The sequence below is a fragment of the Flavivirga spongiicola genome, assembly GCF_030540825.1.
Lineage (GTDB): Bacteria > Bacteroidota > Bacteroidia > Flavobacteriales > Flavobacteriaceae > Flavivirga > Flavivirga spongiicola.
The window spans coordinates 3,757,168-3,783,120 of the sequence record NZ_JAUOEO010000001.1 but is presented as its reverse complement, the minus strand read 5'-3'; the positions used below and the strand labels follow the sequence as shown (position 1 = coordinate 3,783,120).

General features: G+C 34.1%; 13 protein-coding genes. 9 read left to right on the top strand and 4 right to left on the bottom strand.

The features are described 5' to 3' along the window. Positions 1 to 46: 46 nt before the first annotated feature. Complete coding sequence (locus Q4Q47_RS15085) at positions 47 to 1,411, bottom strand: Gfo/Idh/MocA family protein (RefSeq protein ID WP_303307465.1); 1,365 nt, start codon at positions 1,409 to 1,411, stop codon at positions 47 to 49. A gap of 433 nt (positions 1,412 to 1,844) precedes the next feature. Between Q4Q47_RS15085 and Q4Q47_RS15080 the strand changes: the two genes are divergently transcribed. Continuing rightward, positions 1,845 to 5,951, top strand: a complete 4,107-nt coding sequence (locus Q4Q47_RS15080) for a two-component regulator propeller domain-containing protein (RefSeq protein ID WP_303307464.1) — start codon at positions 1,845 to 1,847, stop codon at positions 5,949 to 5,951. Here Q4Q47_RS15080 and Q4Q47_RS15075 read toward each other — a convergent pair. From Q4Q47_RS15075 to Q4Q47_RS15065, 3 genes are all read right to left on the bottom strand, one after another. After that, on the bottom strand, positions 5,946 to 6,536 hold the full coding sequence (locus Q4Q47_RS15075; RefSeq protein WP_303307463.1) for a gluconate 2-dehydrogenase subunit 3 family protein: 591 nt from the start codon (positions 6,534 to 6,536) through the stop codon (positions 5,946 to 5,948). The two genes, Q4Q47_RS15080 and Q4Q47_RS15075, sit on opposite strands and share 6 nt — an antisense overlap. A 2-nt stretch (positions 6,537 to 6,538) precedes the next feature. After that, positions 6,539 to 8,245: a GMC oxidoreductase gene (locus tag Q4Q47_RS15070; RefSeq protein ID WP_303307462.1), complete on the bottom strand. Its 1,707-nt coding sequence runs from the start codon at positions 8,243 to 8,245 to the stop codon at positions 6,539 to 6,541. Between the two features lie 159 nt (positions 8,246 to 8,404). Then, positions 8,405 to 8,743 (bottom strand): hypothetical protein, encoded by a 339-nt coding sequence (locus tag Q4Q47_RS15065; RefSeq protein ID WP_303307461.1) that lies wholly within the window; start codon positions 8,741 to 8,743, stop codon positions 8,405 to 8,407. A gap of 900 nt (positions 8,744 to 9,643) precedes the next feature. Between Q4Q47_RS15065 and Q4Q47_RS15060 the strand changes: the two genes are divergently transcribed. From Q4Q47_RS15060 to Q4Q47_RS15025, 8 genes are all read left to right on the top strand, one after another. After that, positions 9,644 to 10,195, top strand: a complete 552-nt coding sequence (locus tag Q4Q47_RS15060) for a DUF4347 domain-containing protein (RefSeq protein ID WP_303307460.1) — start codon at positions 9,644 to 9,646, stop codon at positions 10,193 to 10,195. A gap of 12 nt (positions 10,196 to 10,207) precedes the next feature. Then, entirely contained in the window at positions 10,208 to 15,859 is a 5,652-nt protein-coding gene (locus Q4Q47_RS15055) for a T9SS type B sorting domain-containing protein (protein WP_303307459.1), read from the top strand. 20 nt (positions 15,860 to 15,879) lie between these two features. Continuing rightward, a complete protein-coding gene (locus tag Q4Q47_RS15050) occupies positions 15,880 to 16,764 on the top strand; it encodes a PorP/SprF family type IX secretion system membrane protein (protein WP_303307458.1) in 885 nt (294 codons plus the stop codon). A 489-nt stretch (positions 16,765 to 17,253) separates the two neighbouring features. After that, positions 17,254 to 17,814 (top strand): RNA polymerase sigma factor, encoded by a 561-nt coding sequence (locus Q4Q47_RS15045; RefSeq protein ID WP_303307457.1) that lies wholly within the window; start codon positions 17,254 to 17,256, stop codon positions 17,812 to 17,814. Positions 17,815 to 17,939: 125 nt separating this feature from the next. Further along, the gene (locus tag Q4Q47_RS15040) at positions 17,940 to 19,145 is read left to right on the top strand and encodes a FecR family protein (protein WP_303307456.1); all 1,206 of its coding nucleotides are present in this window, start codon (positions 17,940 to 17,942) and stop codon (positions 19,143 to 19,145) included. A gap of 230 nt (positions 19,146 to 19,375) precedes the next feature. Then, positions 19,376 to 22,816: a TonB-dependent receptor gene (locus Q4Q47_RS15035; RefSeq protein WP_303307455.1), complete on the top strand. Its 3,441-nt coding sequence runs from the start codon at positions 19,376 to 19,378 to the stop codon at positions 22,814 to 22,816. A gap of 10 nt (positions 22,817 to 22,826) precedes the next feature. Then, entirely contained in the window at positions 22,827 to 24,722 is a 1,896-nt protein-coding gene (locus Q4Q47_RS15030) for a RagB/SusD family nutrient uptake outer membrane protein (RefSeq protein WP_303307454.1), read from the top strand. Between the two features lie 24 nt (positions 24,723 to 24,746). Beyond that, positions 24,747 to 25,943: a DUF5000 domain-containing lipoprotein gene (locus tag Q4Q47_RS15025; protein WP_303307453.1), complete on the top strand. Its 1,197-nt coding sequence runs from the start codon at positions 24,747 to 24,749 to the stop codon at positions 25,941 to 25,943. The last annotated feature ends 10 nt before the right edge of the window (positions 25,944 to 25,953 follow it).

Here is a 25,953-nt window from a genome sequence, read left to right as displayed (position 1 = left end):
GTTACTTTATCATTCTCGTTTACTAAGAATTATTTCTTTAATATTTTTAATACGTGTCTTTTATCCAATTATATGGCTTACGATTTATCCACCTACCTCGAGTAAAATCTGGGAAATCTTGTGGTTCACCGTTATTTTCAATTGACAACTCTGATAGTGGTGTTACTGCGCTCCATGCAGCGGCATCATAAGCATCCATTGGTGGTGCTATATTCTGTTTAGCAGATTCTACAAAGGCATTCATAACAAAGAAATCGATGCCTCCATGACCGGCTTTTTTTGCTCCTTTTCCATATTTCTTCCATAAAGGGTGATCATATTTTTCAAACCACGCATCCATGGCTTCCCATCCATGTCCTTTTGTTACACCTTCAACATGAATACGTTGGGTATGGTAATCAAAATCTGTTAACCCCTGCACACCTTGTACTTTAAATCCTAAAGAATATGGATGTGGCGTGTTTACATTATGAGTTACTATAATGGTCTCACCATTAGATGTCTCTATAGTTGAGGTTATAATATCTCCCTGCTTCCATTTTAGTTTTGCATTCGGATGATCCTTACCTCCATTATCAACAATATATTTATTTAGACCTATTGCTTTGGTTGCATGCGAGGTTAACGACAAGAAGCGATTGCCTCTATTTATATCTGCCATAGTAGCTACTGGTCCTAAGCCATGAGTTGGATATACATCCGCATTTCTTAATAGTGAATGTTGGGTTCTCCAAGCGGATTCAGAAATACCTTTGCTACCAAACTCTACGCCTTTACCATAAGCTGTTTTACCATCATTTAATTTTACACCCCTTAAATCATGTTGGTATCCGCATGTAAAATGCAATAACTCTCCAAATACATTTTGCTTAACCATATTTAAAACTGCCAGTACATCTCGCCTGTAATTTACATTCTCAAGAATCATTAAATGTGCTCCCGTTTCTTCATGGGTATTCACCAAATCCCAACATTCTTCTAATGTGTTTGCTGCCGACACCTCTAATCCAGTGTACTTACCTGCTTTCATAGAGTCTACAGCCATTTTTGTATGCCACAACCACGGGGTAGCTATAATGACAGCATCCACCTCTTTTAATGCTAGCAGATTTTTGTAATCATAATCACTTTTGCCAAAAACCTGTGGTTTTTCTTTATCTGCTTTTGAAACTTTATCTAAGGCTATCTCTATTCGTCTTGGATCTATATCGCAAATAGCAGTCACCAAAACATCATCCCTACGTAGCATATTTGCAAGATGGTTTGTCCCTCGTAGCCCTACTCCTATCATCCCTACTTTTAGTTTATCAGTCTTTATACCACTATTTATTGCAAAGGATATATTTGGTGCCAAAGCCATTCCTGCTCCAACTATGGCCGAGTTCCTTATAAAGTTTCTTCTTTTATTCATTATATTTTATTTTGCGTTAATCTTATATGCTTTTAATAGACTTGTCAGCACATTACAAATATGTCGATATTTTAGACTAATTAGAGTAGGCTTATTTAGCTAAAACTTCTTGTATTTTGTTCAAATTACACTTTTGATTAATTTGCCTACCATTTTTGATTAATATGTCATTTACAGTCATTTAACCACTGTATTACTATAAAATATACGATATTTTGATCATTAAACCTTTCTTTAATAAATCTAAACATGTAAATTTGAATAACACCATTCATAATAATGAATATCCGTTTTGTGTTACATCGTAGGTTTACATGTTATATCGAACTTGATTAGATATGAAACGAGTGAAATACCCCAATGGCGCTGCCTCGAGGATAACTCGTTTCAAAAAATTCTTTATTAAAATTAATGGCTTATACTCTCAATTAAGATGAATTATTACTCAAAAATTATAATATCATTTAGATTCATGCTTTTTGTTAGCATGTTAAGTTTTGGACAAGAAAAGTCGAACTTTATAAAATTGAATCGAGGTTTTACTGCTACCTCGAATGTTGTAGAAGATAAATTTGGATTTATCAGGATATCCAGTAGTGATGGAATTTATAAATATGATGGATATGATTTTTCTTTAACTACCTATAAAACACTTTTTGGTACCAATTTCAAAAGAGACCGGGATTACTTAATGACTAGGGGCAATCATGATAATATTTGGATATCTACATTTAATGGAGAATTAACAAAGTTGGGGGCAAATGGCGTTAAGGTTTCTTATAAAGAGAAATTAACTCATAATAAAGAGCCATTGCAAATTACAGCCATTAAGCCAGATAATGATAATGTATGGTTTGGAGCAGTTAACGGGACCCTTTTTAAGCACCGTTCCAATACGACTAAAATAGATAGTATTGTTTCACTGCCTAAGATAAATGGATTGAATCAAACCGTAAAAAGTATTGCCATTACAAATCCGGATGATATATGGGTGAGTACTTTTATCGGGAAAATTTACAAATATTCTTTGTCGACCAAGGTTTTACAACGATTAGATACGCATCTAAATAATGTAACACAAAATGTAAGAATAACTAATGACGAACATGGGAAGCTATGGATAGCTACAGAGTTGCAGGGGTTATATAGTTATGACACAAAAAATGGAGGGGCTATTAAACAGTATGATAACCTTGATTCCTCAAGTGTTGATTCAAAACACCATATGTTTATTTCCATTTTTTGTGATAGTTCAGGTATTATTTGGGCGGGAACAGACGGTGATGGATTGTATAGTATTGACCCTCGAACAGATAAAATTAATGTTTTTAAGCAAGAAGAAACTAATAAATTTTCAATTAGCAATAATACAGTTACTCATATTAGTGAAGATGCAAAAGGAAATATATGGATCGTGGCAAAAAAAGGAAAAATTAATATTCTTCCTAAGAGCAATAACAAAATAAGTTACTATAGTGGTTTGGAAAGTAACGCTCCGGAATCTGTTCTTTCAATTTTAAAATCTTCAGACGGGTCACTCTGGTTTGGAACAGATGGAAAGGGATTAAACAGGGTATTTCCAAATAACACCAAAGTACAATATGATTTAAACAAACGAGGAAAGTACTTTTTTGAAGGCAGGTACATTCAAAGCCTTCTTGAGGATGCCAAAGGAAATATATGGATAGGGACTTATCAAAAAGGATTATGGGTTTTTAACCCAGATTCAAGCTTATTTACCAAAATAAATACTGTAAACTCATCGGGGAATTACTCATCAGACGTGAGGTCTTTATTCAAAGATTCAAAAAACAGGATATGGGTCACATCTGGAGCCGCAATTAATGTTTTTTCAGATCAACGAGAATTATTAGCGATTTTTGATTATGATGCAAATGGGTTATTTGGAAATATGTCCATGAGTATTTGTGAAGATGAAAATGGCGCGATTTGGCTTGGAATAAACCCGGGGAGTTTGTTTAAATTCAATGAAGATTTGAACGCTATTAGCAAGTCTTATTTTACAAAGCATAACTACTACGTGAAGCAGCCTGGAGATTCACGTAATTATAACATTCACTCATTAGTACCTGATTATAAAGGGTTTTTATGGATTTCTTGTGCTTCCGGGATGCTTATAAAATATAATTTGATCAATAATACTTTTGAGTCTTTTGCGGATAGAGATCATTTTGACGGTATTGTGATTAGTAGTGTTTTAATTGAAAACCCGAACAATTTATGGTTTAGTAGTATTAATGGCATTCACCATTATAATTTGAAATTTGATGTGTTTAAATCGTATTACCAAATGGATGGATTTCAAAGTAACAATTTTGTGAGGAGAAGTTCATTTAAAGATTCTGATGGGACTCTATATTTTGGAAACGAAAATGGTGTGAACTCTTTTTTACCTACAGAGATAGACAAAGAAGATACCACTGCAAAATTGTACATAAATAATATAGAAATATTAAATAAGCCTGCAAGTTTGATAGTTGCCGATCAGGTGAAAAAAGATGTAGAGTATGTGAGAGATTTGAAATTGGATTCAGATCAATCTTCTTTTTCATTTCAATTTTCTGCAGTTGATAATATACTAAATACTAATTATCATTATGCATATAAACTCCACGGATTTGATACCGAATGGATCGTACCAAAAAAAGAGCGTATAGCAAGTTATACAAATATCCCTTACGGGAATTATACTTTTGAAGTAAAAGCTGGTTCAAGAAAAGGTGCATGGAATATAGACCCAATAGCTATAGATCTCTATATTAAGCCACCTTGGTGGTACAGTACACCTGCATATATAGCTTATCTTATAGGTAGTCTGTTATTAATTTACGGCATTGTATTATGGATACGGTTAAAAAATAAATTAGTAAAAGAAACCTGGCATAATAATAAAGAAAAGGAACTGTATGCGCTTAAAATGAATTTCTTTGCTAAAATGTCTCACGAAATTCAAACTCCATTAACATTAATCCTTGGTCCCATAAGAGATATGTTAGAGCGTGCTGGAACGAATGGGAATCAATTATTAAAACAGCGCTTAATAATGATAAACAATAATGCCAATCGTTTGTCTAGAATTGCGATGGAATTAATGACCGTAAGAAATAAGGAGCTGGGTAAGTTACGTTTGTTCGCTTCTAAAAATAATTTAATTGATGATTTAAAAAGAATCGCCGTATCCTTTAGTGAACAGGCAAGATTTAAAAATATAGATTTTATTCAAAAATACCCTGAAGCCCCTATTAATATATGGTACGACAAAGATAAAATTGAACATGTTATTTACAATCTGTTATCCAATGCATTTAAATTTACTCCTAAAGAAGGTAAAGTAAGTCTTAAAGTTACTTTAAATAGAGAGGATCAATTTGTTAAAATTTCTGTAGTTGATTCTGGACCAGGTATTCCAAAAGAAGAACTTGAAAACATTTTTAAACTCTTTTATCAAACCGATTTAGGCAAACACAATAAAGGTATTGGTATTGGACTTGCTCTTACAAAAGAATTAATATCTCTGCACCATGGTGAAATTAATGTGGATTCTTCTCCCGAGGCTGGCACCTGTTTTTCTGTTAAACTGTCTACTCAAGAGACTATCTTTTCTGAAGATGAGAAAATTTATATTGAAAACTCCAACCACATATCTAACACTTTAGAAAAAGACTTTAATTTATTAGAAAAAAACCTCAACTTAAAAACTGTTGAAAACCCTGAAAAACAGTATACGCTGCTCATTGTTGAAGATAATATTGAAATGCAAATATTTTTAAAGGATGTTTTAGATAACACTTATAATTTACTTATAGCTAACAATGGCAAAGAAGGTATAGCTATGGCTGAAAATAACATTCCTGATTTAATAATAAGTGACATTATGATGCCTCTTATCGATGGTCTTGAAATGTGTAAGATTTTGCAAAAAAAGAAAGTAACATCGCATATCCCAATCATACTTCTAACTGCTAAAAATACGACTACAACAAAAATAAAAGGGTTGAAATATGGCGCTATTGAATACATAAAAAAACCTTTTAATTTTTATGAGCTATTATTAAAAATACATAATATCCTATCATCTAAGGAAAAAGCATTATCAAAATACAAAACAGATTTAATAAGTTCTCCCGAAGATATTTCTACGCCTTCTAAGGATGATACTTTTATGGTACGTCTCGTTGAAGAATTGAATGAGCAAATAGAAAACCCCGATTTTAAACTAGAAGAACTATCCAAATCGCTTAACATGAGTTATTCTGTTATTTATAGAAAATGTCAGGATATTACTGGAAAAACGCTGATTGAGTTTGTAAGATCTCTCAAATTAAAGAAAGCGGCCTTATTAATTATTCAACATGGTTATAACATTTCTGAAGCGGCATACATGGTTGGTTATAAAGATTCAAAATACTTTACAAAGTGTTTTAAAGAAGAATTTGGTATCCCTCCTGCTGCAATAAAAAGAGAAACAAAAAAAACAAATGTAGAAGATGTCATAAAAAAGTACAAAATACAATTATAAATCTACACAACTTTCATAATACCCCATATTAGCGTTATAATTTAACTGACCTTCCATTATTTCTTGGGACGTGTAAAACCCCAGCAAACTATAATACCTAATTGTAGTGAGGAATTTATATATAAAAAGCTTCGGTTTTTTTTCTAAATCTAGAACATTTGATTCCAATTGCTTAAAGATTAACTGTTGTTTTTCTTCAGATATATTAAAATACATCTCCAATAGGGTCTTATAGTCTTCCTTTGTCCCCTTTAAGGATACTTTTTTATAAATATTGTGAAACGTATTATCGAACTCCAAATAGCCTTGATTAAATAATTGCTGATCTTTTTTAGTCATCGTATGTGCGATCATTTTATCTATAAACTGAACAATATTTAACTCTACCCCTCCAGGGGTTTCTGATTTTGGCAGCATAATATCAACTAAATGTCTTATCATATATTCTTGTGTCCTATTCAAATAATCAGGAACCCATTCCTGTTCATTATTGCTACAAGCATTAAGAATACTTAACAAAGTTGGTGTCGCTATGGTAACTCCAAAAGTCAGTGAAAGGTTTTTAATAGCATCTCTTCTATTCATAACTATAAAGCGTTTTCTTTTAATTGCTTAACAGCGTGGTTTACAGCTCTAGCAGTTAATGCCATATAAGTGAGGGAAGGGTTTTGGTTTCCAGACGATGTCATACAAGCACCATCTGTAACATAAACATTAGAAACCGCATGTATTTGATTGTATTTATTTAGTACTGAAGTGCTAGAGTCATTCCCCATTCGGGCGGTGCCCATTTCATGAATGGCATGACCGGGGTAACAAGGTTCATCAAAACCTTTAACATTAGAAAACCCAGCAGCAGTTAACATATTAATAGCTTCTTGCTGCATGTCCTTTCTCATTTTTATTTCATTTTCCCTAAACGCTGCATCAAACGTTATGGTTGGCAAGCCCCACTCATCTAATTTATCATAATCTAATGTCATTTTATTTTCGTGATAAGGTAAACATTCCCCAAACCCGGACATCCCTATACGCCATGGACCGGGTTTTAATAAATCTTCTTTTAGGGTTTTCCCAAAGCTCAATTCTTTTATAGCCCTTCTCCAATTTGTTCTGCTTGCACTTCCTTGAAAAGAATAGCCTCTAAGAAAATTTTGTTTAGAGTCTTTATCATTCAAATTTCTAAACCTAGGTATGTGAAAACTTGCAGGGCGGCTTCCTATATAACTTTTATTTGAAAAATTAGTTGTCGTTCCAGAGGCTCCAACTCTAAAATGATGATCCATTAAATTATGTCCCAACTCACCACTGTCATTTCCTAAACCATTAGGGAATCGTTTAGACCTGGATTGTAATAAAATACTAGTTGTAGCTACAGTTGAAGCACAACAAAAAATAATTTTTGCAGAAAATTCGATCTTCTTTTTGGTAATAGCATCAATAATTTTAACGCCTTTGGCCTTTTGTGAGTCTTCATCGTAAACAATTTCATAGACAATAGCATTAGGCCTTAAAGTCATGTTTCCAGTTCTTTCAGCAGCAGGTAATGTTGAAGCATTACTACTAAAATAGCCTCCAAGGGGACATCCTCGCATACACCGATTCCTGTAAATACAATTTGACCTGCCTTGATGATGTGCTTCTCCTGTTAAATTAGCAAACCTCCCTATAGTTAAATACCTATTTTTATAGTGCTTTGAAATTTGATCTTTAAATAATTCTTCTACGCAATTCAGCGCCATTGGTGGAGAAAAATGGCCATCGGGCAACTGCGGTATGCCTAAGTTTTCGCCACAAACGCCTATAAATTTTTCAACTTTGGTGTACCAAGGTTCAATATCTTTATATCTTATTGGCCAATCTACAGCTATTCCTTCCTTTTTATTGGCTTTAAAATCAAGGTCACACATTCTTAAAGCTTGCCTCCCCCATGTTAATGAACGCCCTCCTACATGATAACCTCTTATCCAATCAAAACGCTTTGTTTCGTTATATGGATGTTTTAAATCATTAACAAACCAATGTTTTGTACTTTCTGCAGTTACAAACCCTGTCCTATCTTGCTTATATTGCTGCTTTACATCATTATTATCAGGCGTTCCTCTGTATTTAAAATCCCATACATCTGTATGGGCAGTATGGTAGTCTTTTATATGTTCTATGGCTCTTCCTCTTTCAAGCACCAAGGTCTTTAAACCACTTTCACACAATTCTTTAGCTGCCCATCCCCCAGATACTCCTGTTCCAATAACTATAGCATCATATGCTTCTATTTTGTTAACCTTTTCATCCATATTAATAATTCCTTATCTAATGAGAGTATTTTGTTAGCAAATAAAAGAAATTATTGATCATATATATGAGGAAATTTTTTGAAAAAAAGGTAGGTATATTAATAAATCTTATATAAACTAATAAACTCTTAAAGAACAATTCATTTGAAATTATTTCTCTCATTCTGAGCCATCACTTACTATTTTATTAGCCTTTATACACAATTGTATATTATCAATAATCATATTAACAGGAATCAATTCTCGATTGTTAAAATATATGCTAGGAAATAATTTAAAGAAAGGATCATATTCTTTTTTTGATAAGAGATTCGTTCCCGTGTCATAGCCTAAATCGGCATAAATAATTCCAATAATTTTCAGGGCTTTTTTACAGTGCTTTTTAACATCATCTGATAGATAGTTGGGTCTATCAAGCAAAAGATTCAATGTGTCCATAAAGGCATATTGTGGTCTTATCAAGGTGTAGGGCAGTTTACTGACTTCGGTTTTTATCATGACTAGGCTTTTAGGTTTTCCTTTATGTTGGCGATTATACTATTTCTACCATAATTGCTAGGCATTCTTCTGTATTTAAAATCCCATACACTTATATTTGTGGTAAGCAGTCTTTTATATGCTCTATTGCTCTACCTATTTTAAGTACTAAAATTTTAAACCACTTTCAAACACCTCTTTAACGCAGCCCCCTGATATTTCTGTGTCAATAACTATAGCATCATAGCATAGCTTCTATTTTTTTAATATTTTCATCCATATTAATAATTTCCTTACTAATAAAAATTTTATACTAACAAATAAAAGAAATTATTGCCTATATATATGAGGAATTTTTTTGAAAAAAGGGTAGGTATATTGATGAATTTTATAAAAGCTAGTAAATCTTCAAAGAATAAATAAAGAATTTCTTGAAACCAACTATCCTCAGGACAGAGTCACAGCGGTATTTTGCTGATTTCACACCCAATCAAATTGAGTACAGGCTTTGATCTCAAGGTAAAAATCGAAATCCTGTATTTTACCTCACCCAGGATTGCCAAAAAAGCTATAAAAAACATGTTTTCACCTGCTTATTATACAAAAAACACTTTATTAAAAAATAAATATTCACCTACATAAATCATTCTTAAAAACCATCTTCCTGTCAATAAATACAACATTTTCAGTAATTTATTGAAATTCCATGAAATGCATTTTTTTTCGATGAAATACACTTTTTTCATCATTTTTATTGTTTTTCATCGATTAAACAATATATTTGTACGACAAAACACATAAATAAAGTAATACAAAACGTATTACAACTATAAGATAAAACAATTATTAAACATAAGTTTTTTCATATTAAAAGAATAAGTAAACATCAAATAAATAAAGACAACCATTAAAATCAATTTCATGAAATCAAAACCTAACCAAATCACGTTTGCAATAATGCTTCTGTTCATGCTAACAGGAACAGCCATGTTTTCGCAACAGAAAAATCTGATAGTTATTGACAAAAACTATCCAAATAAGCAATCTCTAATAGCATCAGTTCCAAAATCTGATGTTATTTTACAAATTAGTTTAGCCGATAATTTATGGGGTGATATTTACGCTTCGTTAATAAAGGATACAAAAATAAATAACATACATCTCTTTCTAAAAACTGTTGAGAACAAATATCTAATTGGCAATACCGAAATTGGTGTTGAAGCACTTAAAAATAATCTGGATTTAGGAAAACTTGGAACTATAAAATCATCAGGCCAAGAAAAGAACCTTTATGTTTATAGCTGTTCATTAGCGAATAATACAGAAGGCATTAAACTATTGGAAACCCTTGGTATGAAAGCAAAATTCAATGTTATAAGTGCTAAAGGTTGTACATCAATTTTTGATGGCAATTTTAATTTTAACTACAGTTCCAAAGGTCGTATAACGCATACAGACCTTATTCTTGATTAAAAACTCTAAATTATGAAAAGCATATTTTTCCGTATCTCCCTAACTTTATTAGGGGTATTTACCATGTACAATGCAAAAGCACAAACTGTAGACATGGAAGTAAAGCAAGGTCCGAATATAGACGTTGTTTTAACAGTAGGTTTAACAAATCAAAATATAGATACATTTGAACCCGATTTAGATGCTGCTTTACAAAGCAAAGGTATTCCTGCTGGAAAACTAAAAGTTCAAGGATTTGAACGTACTACAATATCTTCTAATTCAGAAGAAGCAGCTGCCATTTTTAACAACTGGACAAGATGGGGATATAATCCTCAAACATGGGAGTTTGTAGATGCAGATAAAGTTATCAGAAGAATCAACAATGATCTTATGGCTGGCTTCTATGATCCTAATTTTGATTCATCTAATTATACCTTAGAAGTAGATGTCACGACTTCAGGTGGAGACAATGACGACATAGGTATAACATTTGGAATGGAGAATGGTCCTGTTGGCTCATATCTTTTTAATTTTTCAGGTGCAGTTAGAACTTTTAATACAACCGAATTTATCCCTAGTCATGGTTTTCCGACTGGTTTATATAAGATTACTCGTAATGATGGAACAGCGAACCCTAGGCATTACGTTCAAGGGGTACAAGGGGCAGAGTCAACTATATTTAACCCCAGTAGCAATACGACCTGGTACCACTTAAAACTTGAAGTGAAAGGTGCAAAAATAAAAATTTGGTTAGACGATAATTTGATCATTGATTATACAGCTCCAGAAGATTTAGGAGGAAGTTATGGATTCTTTTCCAACAGTCAGCCAAATGCAACGTTTAAAAATATTGAAGCAACAACGCTTAGTTTAAAAAAATTCAAGGATGTTCTAAGAGAACCACAATGGAGAAACAGCGCTATGCGTTTTAATGTAAACTTAGACGATATAGAAGTTGCCGATTTTGATATAGATTCGGATCTGTCTGAAATTTTAATGCGAACCATTAATGAAGATATACACTACCTCGGTTGGGGAACAAACGCAAACCAGGTACAATTTGAACGCTTTATAGCTCAGAATAATACTCAAGGAACCTTTATTAATAGAGATTCAAGTAATTATGCGGCATGGATTGATGACATAGCACAGTACATTTATGAACAATACCAATTTGGTACGGTAACTGCCGGAGACTTTTTTATTGCTGGTACTACTGTCGAAATAGTTGTAGATCCAGCTGAATTAAAAACGAATACAGCTAATGCTGGCTATCCTAATGGTCGTTGGAAAATAGAACATGACGAAACGTTTTATCCTAATAATACAGGTAAAGTATCTTGGAATAACTTATATCTAGAAGATGTGCCAGAGTTTTACGAGAAAACAGGAAAATATACATTTTCATTTGAAGATTTGCCAACAGCTCCTTCGACGCTTTACTTTCATAGAAAACCAATAGCAAGTTTTACATATAATCCCGGTACAGGGACCTTGAATAATACCTCTTATGATTTAGACGGAGGAGCTAACAACGGTTTAGCACAATCTGAATGGAAGTGGAAGTCTGTGGATGCCTCAAGTACCAACGATTGGACTATCGGTCAGTTTAACCCGGCAGGACAGCCTGATGGACAGTATTTAATTATGCTTAAAGTTCAGGATCATCAAGGAGTTTGGAGTAAACCAACGAGTATCTATGTTGAAAAAACAACAGACACTGGTGGTAATGATGATTTGCCTATAGCCCAATTTAATATTATGCCCGATGTTTTAACTACCTATTCTGGAGGTATGACTATAGCTATAGGAAATAATTCTGCAGATCCTTATGGTAGAACATTAACAGCAGAAGAGTGGATCGTAGTAAAGAGAGTTTATGATGTGGATGACAACCCAGTAGATACTGAAATATATAATGCTGGAACACCATTGACGGATTTCTCTGCTTATAATACAGAAAGTGCAGAATATATAATAAGTCTTAGAACACAAACAGATACAGGTGTATGGTCCTTACCATTTTACAGGACCTTAACAATTATCCATGATGCTACAAATCCAACCATGACAGCTTCACCTGCCAATGGTAATATTACCACTGATGATACCATTCAATTAGCCTTTCAAGATGAAAGTAATGGAAGTGGGTTTGATGTACAGCGCTATGTTTTAAGTCAGAGTACAACACCACCGGCAACAGATGATGCCAGTTGGAAGTCCTGGAGTAATAGCCAATCTAAAGATGTATCCTTTTCATCAGGAGGAACTTGGTATATTCATGCAGAGGCTAAAGATAAGGCAGGAAATGTAGGAACCGATACTTTTGGACCATATAATTTAACTTTGATTTTAAGTGCAGAAGATGATTTGGCTTTAACAGATGAAGACACAGATTCCTCTCCAATAAATGTTTTATATAATGATAGTTATAATGCAGGAGGCACGATAACTATAACAATAGATACTCAAGGAACAAAAGGAGTAGCTACAGTAGATGGAGATAATAATATTGTTTATGCCCCTAATGAAAATGAAAATGGTACAGATACCGTGGTTTATCAATTGGACAATGATGGGACACTAGCAACTGGAACTATAACAATTTCTATTCGAGCTGTAGATGATTTACCAGTGGCTAATGATGATAATTTTAATGTTGACGAAAACGCAACAATAAATGACGATGTATCTACTAATGATGAAGAAGTAGATGGAGACACACTTACTTATTATTTAGTGGATAGCCCATCACATGCAGCATCATTTACATTTAATACGGATGGTACATTTACCTATGAAAATAATGGAGATGAAGTTGATACTGATACTTTTACCTATAGATATGAAGATGCTAATAATTTTTCAGCGACAGTAACAGCAACATTAAATATTGCTTTGCAGAATGACTCGCCGGAAGGTGGAGATATCTCATTAGAAGTTATCGAAGATGTTGCTTATAGCTTTAAAGCAACAGATTTTACATTTACTGATGTCGATTCTGGAGATGGATTTAACGGAATTCAAATAACAGGAATACCAACGCCTGGAACATTAACATACAATGGAAACCCAGTTCAGATTAATGATTTTATAGATGATGTTACAAAATTAGTATATACAACAGCACAAGATGGATATGGAACGAATTATACCTCTTTTAGCTTTAAAGTAAAAGATCAATCGGATGCTTTAAGTGTCAATGGTTATACGATGACTTTGGATGCTTTACAGGATACAGATGGAGATGGTGAGCCAAATGATACAGATACGGATGACGATAATGATGGAACGCCCGATACAGATGATGACTTCCCATTGGATGATTCAGAAGATACCGATACAGACGGAGACGGAACGGGAGACAATACCGATACGGACGATGATAATGATGGAACGCCCGATACAGACGATGACTTCCCATTGGATGATTCAGAAGATACCGATACAGACGGAGACGGAACGGGAGACAATACCGATACGGACGATGATAATGATGGAACGCCCGATACAGACGATGACTTCCCATTGGATGATTCAGAAGATACCGATACAGACGGAGACGGAACGGGAGACAATGCGGATACGGATGATGATAATGATGGAACGCCTGATACAGATGATGACTTCCCATTGGATGATTCAGAAGATACCGATACAGATGGTGATGGCACAGGAGACAATGCGGATACGGATGACGATAATGATGGAACGCCTGATACAGATGATGACTTCCCTTTAGATGATTCAGAAGATACCGATACAGATGGTGATGGCACAGGAGACAATGCCGATACGGATGACGATAATGATGGAACGCCTGATACAGATGATGACTTCCCATTGGATGATTCAGAAGATACCGATACAGACGGAGACGGAACGGGAGACAATGCCGATACGGATGACGATAATGATGGAACGCCCGATACAGACGATGACTTCCCATTGGATGATTCCGAAGATACCGATACAGACGGAGACGGAACGGGAGACAATGCGGATACGGATGATGATAATGATGGAACGCCTGATACAGATGATGACTTCCCATTGGATGATTCAGAAGATACCGATACCGATGGTGATGGAACGGGAGATAACGCGGATACGGATGACGATAATGATGGAACGCCTGATACAGATGATGACTTCCCTTTAGATGATTCAGAAGATACCGATACAGACGGAGACGGAACGGGAGACAATGCCGATACGGATGATGATAATGATGGAACGCCCGATACAGACGATGACTTCCCATTGGATGATTCAGAAGATACCGATACAGACGGAGACGGAACGGGAGACAATGCGGATACGGATGACGATAATGATGGAACGCCCGATACAGATGATGACTTCCCATTGGATGATTCCGAAGATACCGATACCGATGGTGATGGAACGGGAGATAACGCGGATACGGATGACGATAATGATGGAACGCCTGATACAGATGATGCCTTTCCATTGGATGATTCAGAAGATACCGATACAGATGGTGATGGCACAGGAGACAATGCCGATACGGATGACGATAATGATGGAACGCCTGATACAGATGATGACTTCCCGTTAGATGATTCAGAAGATACCGATACCGATGGTGATGGAACGGGAGATAACGCGGATACGGATGACGATAATGATGGAACGCCTGATACAGATGATGACTTCCCATTGGATGATTCAGAAGATACCGATACAGACGGTGATGGCACAGGAGACAATGCGGATACGGATGACGATAATGATGGAACACCTGATACAGATGATGACTTCCCATTGGATGATTCTGAAGATACAGATACAGACGGTGATGGTACCGGAGACAATGCGGATACGGATGATGATAACGATGGAACACCTGATACAGACGATGAATTCCCATTGGATGATTCCGAAGATACAGATACTGACGGTGATGGAACGGGAGACAATGCGGATACGGATGATGATAATGATGGAACACCTGATACAGATGATGCCTTCCCATTGGATGATTCCGAAGATACAGACACAGACGGTGATGGTACCGGAGACAATGCAGATACGGATGATGATAATGATGGTGAAGAAGATATAGATACGGATGGTGATAATATTGGAGATAACGCAGATACGGATGATGATAATGACGGAACACCAGATACAGACGATGCCTTCCCATTGGATGCTTCTGAAGATACGGATACTGATGGTGATGGCATTGGAGATAATGCAGATACTGACGATGACGGAGATGGATATTCAGATGAAATAGAAAATGATGAAGAAACAGATAGTAAGGATAAAAATAGTGCGCCAGACGACAATGATGGAGATGGTATACCAGATAGTATGGATGACGATGACGACAATGATGGTGTTTTAGACTCCAATGATCATTTTCCTAACAGTAATGAACCTTCATTAATTCCTGCCGAAGCATTCACGCCAAATGGAGATGGTATAAACGATAATTGGATAATTCCAGGAATCGATAATTATGCTAATTCAGTTGTAAAAGTATATAATCGTTGGGGGCATGAGGTTTTTGTTACCAAAAGTTATAAAAACAATTGGAATGGAACTTATAAGTCTAATTCAGAAAAATTACCTCCTGGTTCTTACTTATATGTGATCGACTTAGGGAATGGTTCGGAGCTATTAAAAGGTTGGATATTTATCAATTATTAATAAAAACAAAGTCAAAGAAAATGAAATTATTATATAAAATCACTTTGCTGTTCGTGTTATTTACAACAACTCTAGTAAAGGCTCAACAAGACCCTAATTATACGATGTACATGTATAATATGAATTTAATAAACCCTGCATATGCTGGAGCAAATGAAACCACAGACTTAGGTATCAACATTCGTAGCCAATGGTCTAACGTTAAGGGAGCTCCACAAACGCAAAGCTTTATTTTTGGTACGCCTGTAGGGAAAAATGTGGGTTTAGGTTTATCGGTAATTAGCGACAAAACCTTTATAGAAAAGCAGACTTCAATAGCAATTGACTTTTCGTATCATTTAAAATTGAATGAAACTCATGATTTATATTTAGGAGTTAAAGCAGGTTTTAATTCTTATGATGCAAATACCGATGGATTGGTAACTTATGGGGTCATGCCAGACCCAAAATTGATGAATCTAAATGGTAGGTTCAATCCAAACTTTGGTACAGGTGTATATTTAAAACATGAAGATTATTTTGTATCGCTCTCCATTCCTAAAATTCTAAGCCCAGACAGGTTAGAGGAAGATAATGGAGTTGCCACTGTTGGTGCAGACAGAAAGCATTTATATTTAGCAGGTGGATATCATTTTATTTTAAGTGAAAATACAATCCTAAAACCTAGTGTTTTATTCCGTTATGTTAATGCTTCTCCCCTTTCTGTTGATTTAACTGCTATATTAGAGTTAAATAGTAATTTTAATTTAGGTGCAGCATACAGAGTTAATGAAAGTATAAGCGGTTTAGTAATATTCAAAGCATCAAAAACAATGCAAATAGGATATGCTTATGAAGTTTCTGAAAATGACGTAAGATATGTAGACAACGGAACTCATGAAATAATGTTCAATTTAAAACTCTAATTTAGTAATATCTCATAAATTGTATAAGTTTTAAAAACTCAGGATTGAATTGAATCCTGAGTTTTTTTATTTTATTAATTTTAGTATTGGGCTGAATTTGCAACAAAAAGCTGGCAATTGGTTAAGAGATTTATGCAGCTATATTTTGACTATATATTTCTAAATTAAATTCATTAAAAGTTTATAAGTATAAAAGCTTTATTTTATGTATAAGAATCTATTTGAAAAGGGTATTTAGCATACTTCTTTCATCTATTTCAGCCCTACTTTAATACTCAAAAAAGCTAACTTTCTTCCCTTTTTATCTTTTAAGCAAAAAAAATATTATAAAGAGGCAATTAATCATCATTATGCTTTATTTTTTATCAATACTTTTGAAATATTAACATTCCTAACAGGAATAAATAAGATCCATTTTTATTCTAGATATAATTTATTATTAAAAACTGGATAGACTAAAAGATCACAAAAAAATAACAAAAACAACTTTTGAGTATATTAAAATCATATGATGAATCAACACTTTTGTCTCTTAAAAATGGAGAGATAAGTGCTTTTGAAATAATTTTTAATATCTATAAAAAAAAATTAAATGTTTTTATATTTTCTATTACAAAATCAAAATATAGTACAGATGAAATTCTTCAAAATGTATTTATAATTGTATGGAATACAAAAAGCAATATCAATGTTTCAAAATCATTTGATTCTTTCATTTATACAATTGCTAGAAATTTAGCTTATAGTCATATAAGAGCCATCGCAACTAAAGATTCTTTAAAACAAGAATTATGGAAGCATATGTCACACCCTACTTGTTCTATTGAAGACGAAATTATTTATGAAGAATATCGTGATGTTTTAGATGATATTTTAGCTGGGCTACCAAAACAAAAAAGAGCTATTTTTATACTTTCTAGAGAAGAAGGTAAAAGTAATCAAGAAATAGCTGATTTATTAGGAATATCCAATAAGACTGTTAAAAACCATTTATGGAAAACATTACAGCTTATTAGAGAGCAACTTGAGCCTCATATAAAAAACTTATAGTCCCTTTATTCAATTTCTTTTTTTTTGTTTTTTTTAAAAATTTTAAAAAAAATCACTTTTTACTTGGGACTTTTACTCTTTTCGTTCGTAATATATATAGCGCACCCTAAACAGTGCCGAATGAAATGAATACATATTCTTATATAGAAAAACTCTTCCAAAAATATATTGAGGAATCTTTGACACAAGAAGAGTTTATAACTCTCATGGAGTTTATTAGAAACCCGGAATCTCAAAATGATGTAAAAGATTTATTTGGTGATTATTGGAAAAGCATAGAACTAGAAGGTCAAGAAGTTCTTGATGAAGCTGCGAATAAAGAATTCGGGATTCTTTTTAATCAAATAACTAGCCAAATTAAAACTGAAAGTTTATCAATTACAGAAAAAAAGCCGTCTTTTTTTGCAAAGCATGCCTCCCTTAGTACGTTTTCTAAAATTGCAGCATCAATAATTTTTATGCTTGGCATTGCTTATTTATATAATCATTACAATAGTATACAAAAACATCCTGACAATTCTAACGAAGTGACCCTTACCTTAGATAATGGAAAAGTAGAAATTGTCTCTGAAGAAGACGAAAAAAGCATCATTGATGAATCAGGTACAGTTATAGGAGAGCAAAGTGGAACAAAAATAAACTATACGGGTTCCCAAAAAAGTAAAATAGAAAAACTTGTTTATAACGAACTAACAATTCCTAACGGAAAACGTTTCTATTTAGTTTTATCTGATGGCACCAAGGTTACATTAAATGCAGGAACTTCTTTAAAGTACCCAGTAAAATTTTTAAAAGGTCAAAGCCGAAAAGTGTTTTTAAAAGGCGAAGCATATTTTGATGTTGCGGTAGACAAATCGCACCCTTTTATTGTAAATGCTAATGACATAAACGTAGAAGTGTTAGGAACAGAATTTAATCTATCTTATTATCCTGAAGATGCCAATATTAATACTGTTTTAATAGAAGGCTCAGTTAAATTATATACACATAGCAAAAAGAATGATGAAGAAACGTTACTAACTCCAGGTCACTTAGCATCTTGGGATAAGTCTACAAAAGAAATAACCATCAAAAAAGTTGACACGCAAATGTATACAGCTTGGAAAGATGGGTCCTTAGTATTTAATAAAACACCATATCCAAACATTTTAAAAAAATTAGAGCGCCATTTTGATGTTGTAATTGAAAACGAATATTCACTTTTAGATGAGCAAATTTACACAACCTCTTTTGACAAAGATGAAACTATTGAAAATGTTTTAAATGTTTTTAGACAAGACATCTATTTTAATTATAGGAAAACCAAAAAATTAATAAAAATAACTAACTAAAATTAATCCATTAAAACTAATAATGCCTATGTAACATAAAAACCATACCACAATTATTTTAGGACAAAAAAATCACTTTGAAAAAAAAATCGGAAAATGCTCGAACATTTCCCGATTAACTTCTTAGTGACTTAAAAACATGTTAAATCACAAACCAAAACAAAAGTATGAAAAAATTCAACTTGAGTAAGTTTTTACTATGTAAAAAGTTATTTAAATTCGATTTAAAGATGAAGCTAACTACACTTTTTCTCATCGTTTCTTTATTTCAAATACAAGCTAATAACTCATATTCTCAAAATACTAAAGTCTCATTAAAACTAGATAATGTAAGTTTAGAAGACGTTTTCAAAAAAATTGAGTCGTTATCAGAGTTTAAGTTTTTATATAATAATAAAAAAATAGATGTAACTAAAATTGTTTCTGTAAACGCAAAAAAAGAAAAGATTTCAGACATTCTAAAATCTTTACTGACTAATACAAATATTGCATTTACAGTAAATAATAAACATATTATTCTCAAACATCGTTTAAAAGAAATTGGCGTCCAGCCATTAACAGTTAAAATTGAAAAGTTCTCTTTACAAAAAATAACAGTTAAAGGAATAATTACAGACGAGTTAGGTGCTCCTCTTCCAGGAGCCAACATTCTTGAAAAAGGGACATCCAATGGAACACTGTCTGATTTTGACGGTAACTATACACTTAATGTTTCAAACAGTAATGCTGTATTAGTTATTTCTTATGTAGGTTTTAAAAAACAAGAAATTGTTGTTGGAAATAAGACAAACATAAATGTTAAATTAATAGAAGATGCAGCAGGCTTGGATGAAGTCGTTGTAGTCAGTTTTGGAAAACAAAAGAAGGCAAGTGTCGTAGCCTCAATTACAACTATAAAACCATCCGAATTAAACATTCCTTCCAGTAACTTAACAACCGCGCTTGCTGGTAGAGTATCTGGTTTAATTTCTTATCAACGTAGTGGTGAACCAGGCGCTGATAACGCAGAATTTTTTATTCGTGGTATTACATCTTTCGGGGCTGGTGGAAATAGTCCGCTTATTTTAATTGATGGTATTGAGTTAGATGTAGAAGATTTGGCTCGTTTAAACCCAGACGATATTGCTTCCTTTTCTATCTTAAAAGATGCTTCGGCGGCTGCTTTATATGGTGCTAGAGGTGCTAATGGTGTTGTATACGTTACAACTAAGGAAGGGGTCGAAGGTCCCGTTCAGGTTAACTTTAGAGCTGAAACAAAAATATCCAGTTCCACAAGTGACATTGAACTTGCAGACCCAATTACCTATATGAAACTATTTAATGAAGCCATTAGAACAAGAGATCCTTTAGAGGCCATTCCTTTCTCTCAAGGGAAAATAGAAAATACCATTGCAGGAACAAACCCTTTATTATACCCAACAGTAGATTGGCAGGAAGAATTATTCAAAGAAATAGCCGTAAACAAAAGCTATAATTTTAGTGTAAAAGGTGGTGGTAAAACAGCTCGCTATTTTGTTTCTGCAGCATATACTCAAGATACTGGAATTTTAAATGTACCCGAAGTAAGTAATTTTAATAGTAATATTGACCTTAAAAAGTTCCAGCTACGCTCAAATACTAACATTAACTTAACATCTACAAGTAAGCTAAAGTTAGCTTTTAATGCAGCTTTTGACGATTATAATGGACCAAGACAAGGAGGGTCGCAAATTTATGCCAGGTCATTAACAACCAGCCCAGTATTATTTCAACCGTTCTATCAACCAGATGAAGGCACCCAATATGCTAATCACATTTTGTTTGGTAATGCTTTAGCTCCAAGTGGTACTGGATTTTATTTTAATCCCTACGCAGATTTGGTAACGGGGTATAAAGAAGACACAAACTCAACCTTGATTGCTCAAATGGAGTTTAATCAAGATTTGAAATTCATTACTGAAGGTTTATCGCTTAAAGGCATTGTAAGTTCTACAAGAAAAGCCAATTACTCTATTTCAAGAGGCTATCGTCCTTTTTATTATACACCGTCTCAGAATAGAGAAACAAAAGAAGTTTCGCTATTTGCCTTAAATCCAGATTCTGGAACAACAACTTTAGATTTTGAAGCTTCACCATCAACTGTTGATGCAGCAACTTATGCAGAATTAAGATTTAGCTACGCCAGGGAATTCAATGAAAAACATGCGGTAAGTGGTTTATTGGTACACACTATAAACAATAGAGTGTTATCGGCCACTTCGGGTGATCTACAGGCATCCTTACCTTTCCGTAATCAAGGTATATCCGGCCGTTTTACTTATGGTTATAATGATAAATATTTTACAGAACTTAACTTTGGGTATAATGGGTCTGAACGTTTTGCTAGAAGCGAACGTTGGGGATTCTTCCCATCTGCTGCTGTTGGCTGGATAGTATCCAACGAAAAGTTTTTAAATAATGTAGACTTTCTGGACAATTTAAAATTTAAAGCCAGTTATGGATTGGTAGGAAATGATAAAATTGGTCGTAACGAAGACAGGTTCTTTTATATTTCTAATGTATTGCTTAATGATGAAGGAAAAGGGTTTCGTACTGGTTCTGATTACCAGGAATTTATTCCCGGAGTTAGTATTACAAGATATGGCAATGATGAAATTACTTGGGAAACCGGTCATAAATTAAATCTAGGTATGGAACTGGGATTATTTAACTCCTTAACCTTAGAGTTAGATGTATTCAGCGAAACACGAACTAACATTCTTTCAGACCGTTTAATACCTGCTAGTTTAGGATTACAAGCTCCTGTAAGAGCTAATATTGGTGAAGCCAAAAGTAATGGTGTGGATGCCACTTTGGTGTACAATAAGAGTTTTTCACAAGATTTGTGGTTAGAGGGTAGAGTTAACTTTACCTATGCTAAAAACAAAATTACTAAAACCGAAGAACCTGATTATTCAACTACCCCATGGAGATCCAGAATAGGACAGTCAATAACACAGCCCTTTGGTTATATTGCTGAAAGATTATTTATTGATCAAGAAGAAGTAAATAACTCACCTACACAATTTGGAGAATATTCTGGTGGAGATATTAAATATAAGGACATTGACGGCAATGGCGTCATAAACACTTTAGACCAAGTTCCAATTGGTAACCCTACTGATCCTGAAATCGTTTACGGATTTGGATTCTCTGTAGGCTATAAAGGCGTAGATTTTTCTTGCTTTTTCCAGGGATCTGCCAATTCATCATTCTTTATAGATACTCGAAGAGCAAATCCTTTTGTTTCATACAGAGATCCTGATGATGTAACTGGCGGCACAACAGGAGCCGTAAATAATCAATTATTAAAAGTTTGGGCAGATAGTCACTGGTCTGAAACTAATAGAGATATTTATGCGAAATGGCCTCGACTATCTGGAAATGACAATTTTATAGAGAACAATTTACAACCAAGTACCTGGTTTTTACAAGACGGATCTTTTTTAAGACTTAAAAGTATAGAGATGGGATATAATCTTCCAAAAGATATTACAACCAAACTAGGTCTTCAAAAATTAAGAATCTATACAAGCGCTACAAACTTATTGTACTTCAGTAAGTTTAAACTTTGGGATCCGGAATTAGCTGGAAATGGATTCAAATATCCATTACAAAGAGTTGTGAATTTAGGTCTAAACATTTCAATTTAAAGCTATGAAAATGAAAAAAATCAAATATTTAATAGTAATGTTGTTTGCGATTACCTATTCGTGCCAAGATTACTTAGACGTTATTCCAGACAATTTGGCAACTATAGATGATGTATTCGCTAATAGAGCTGCTGCAGAAAAACAATTATATACATGTTACTCTTACCTTCCTGTTCCAGGAAGCGATGTTACGGCAGAATCTGGAGACGAATTGGCACGTCCTCAAGTTTTTGATAATAATCCGGGGGTTCGTATAGCTAAAGGTTTTCAGAATACCAACAATCCATATTTTAATTTTTGGAATGGTAATAATGGTGGTACAAGAATGTATGAAGGCATACGAAACTGTAATCTTTTTATAAGCCGAATTGGAGAGGTTCAGGATATTCAGGAGTTTGAAAGAGAAAATTGGATTGCTGAAGCTAAATTCTTAAAAGCTTATTATCACTTCTATCTGTCAAGAATGTATGGTCCCATCATAATAAATGATGAAAACATACCTGTATCTGCAGCTACTGATGCTATTGCCCCTGAAAGAAGTACGGTAGAGGACGTGTTCAATTATGTATTAAACTTAATGGATGAGGCTATTCCCGATTTACCAGTTAGTTTAGAAGCTACTAAGTTTGGTAAAATAACAAAAGCTATTGGGACATCTGTTAAGGCTCGTGTAGCTATAACCTATGCAAGCCCATTATTTAACGGAAACCCAATCTATACAGGTTTTGTTAATTCTGAGGGCGCGCCTTTTTTCCCTTTAACGTATGATGAATCTAAATGGGCAGATGCAGTAACGGCGTGTGAAGAAGCTATAGAAGCTTGTGATGAAATAGGGTTAAGCTTATATTTACCATCCGAATATGTGTCTCCCAAACCACAATCGGATATTACCCTATTAAAAGCAGGCTTAAGGGGTCGTGTTACAGAACCTTGGAATTCAGAACTTATTTGGGGTTCTGCAGAAGCTGCGCAATCGAACGCCGTACAAACAGAGTCTATGCCCAAACTATTTCCGCATTTGCGTAACCCTGTAAGGTCCAATCGTGGTTTAACCATGCGTATTGCAGAACAGTTCTATACTAAAAATGGCGTCCCTATTGATGAAGACCCAACTTGGGATTTTAACAATCGATTTAAATTAAGAACGGCTACTACAGAAGATCAATATTTTGTACAACCGGGACAAGAAACTGCTAATTTACATTATGATAGAGAGCCGCGTTTCTATGCAGACATTTCTTTCGATAGAGGTACATGGTATGGAAATGGGCGTGAAGAAACTGATGATGCATGGTATGTAAATGGTAGATTTAATGAATATGGTAGCAGATCTGAAGCAGCTTTATGGTCTAGAACCGGATATTTCCCTAAAAAGTTTGTACATATTAAAAGTAAAGTAAATTCTGACGGATCAAGCTTTGCTCCTATTAGATATCCTTTTCCATATATGCGTTTAGCAGATTTGTATTTATTATATGCTGAAGCCTTAAATGAAAGTAATGCAACTCCAACGAGCCAAGTATATGAATATGTAGACAAAATACGATCTCGTGCCGGTTTAGATGGTGTCATTAATAGTTGGACAAATCATTCAATTAGACCTGATAAACCTACTACTAAAGAAGGCATGCGAGAAATTATACAACGAGAACGTTTAATTGAACTAACTGGAGAAGGGCCACGCTTTTGGGACTTAAGACGTTGGTTACTTGCCAAAGAGTTTTTAAATAAACCCATTAGAGGTTGGAACGTTTCTACTCAAGTAGCAGGCGCAGAAACGTATTATCAAGTAAAAGTTTTAAATAATGATAAGTTCGGAAACTTTGAGGAAAAAGATTATTTGTGGCCATTAGCTACAAATGAAATTATAAATACACCGACCTTGAATCAAAACCCTGGATGGTAATTGTCTAATAAAAAATTAAAGATTATGAAACATATTTCAAAAATTTTGATGTTTTTTTCTCTAGTTGCTTTTTTTAGTTGTGATGAGATAGAGCATGGACCAAATGTTACAAATAATACACCTCCTAATGATATAACAAATCTGGAATTTGTACCAACAAATGGAGGGTTCGATATATCTTACGATTTGCCAGCAGGTAAAAATGTATTATATGTAAAAGCCATATATACTAATAACAAAGGTGTAGAATCTGAAGTAAGAGCTTCAGCTTTTAATAATAGTCTTAAAATATTAGGCTATGGTGATGTTAATGAAAAACAAGTTAAAGTTGTCACTGTAAATGAATCTGAAATAAGCTCTGAAGGGGTTTCCTTTTCCGGTATTCCATTAACACCAGTGGTAGATGTAGTTGCAGAAAGTGTTGAGATGAGAGTCGCATTTGGTGGGATTAAAATTTCATGGGTAAACGAAACCGAAGTACCCATAGCTATAGATATCTATGCAGAAAATGAATTTGGAGAACTGGAAATTGTTGAAACTGTTTATACTGAAAGTCTGGAAGAAACTTATTCGCTTCGTGGTAGAGATCCTGTAGAACAAGCATTCAAATTAGTGATACGCGATCGTTATGAAAATATCTCTGGAACTGTATATCCAGACACACCCAATCAAAAGTTGACACCGCTTTTAGAAACACGTTTGGACAAGAGTTTGTTTCAGCAAGTTGCTTTAGATAATGATGATAATTGGGAGAATTGGGGTGCTGTATTTGAAAATTTATGGGACGAAAACCCAAGTCCTGAAAACTGGGTACATACCCAAGGAGATATTCCTAGGCCATCTATTTTAACAATAGATTTAGGTGTGAACGTAAAATTAAGCCGATTTATAATGCATCAAAGAGGAGGCACTTGGGGCTTTAGACATGCAAACCCAAGAACGTTTACGGCTTATGGCTCTTTAACTTTACCTGGCCAAGATGGTAATTTAGATGATTGGATAAATTTAGGAGATTTTGAATCTATCAAACCTTCTGGTTTACCAGTAGGAACTTTATCTAATGAAGACCGTCAGCGTGTACTTGATGGTGACGAGCATGAATTCGATGATCAAAATCTAGTTGAAATCAGGTATGTTCGTATTGCAGTTCATACAGCATGGGGAGGTAACAATGCAACCCATATTAGAGAGCTTACCTTTTATGGCCAATTAACCAATTAAAAACACCAAT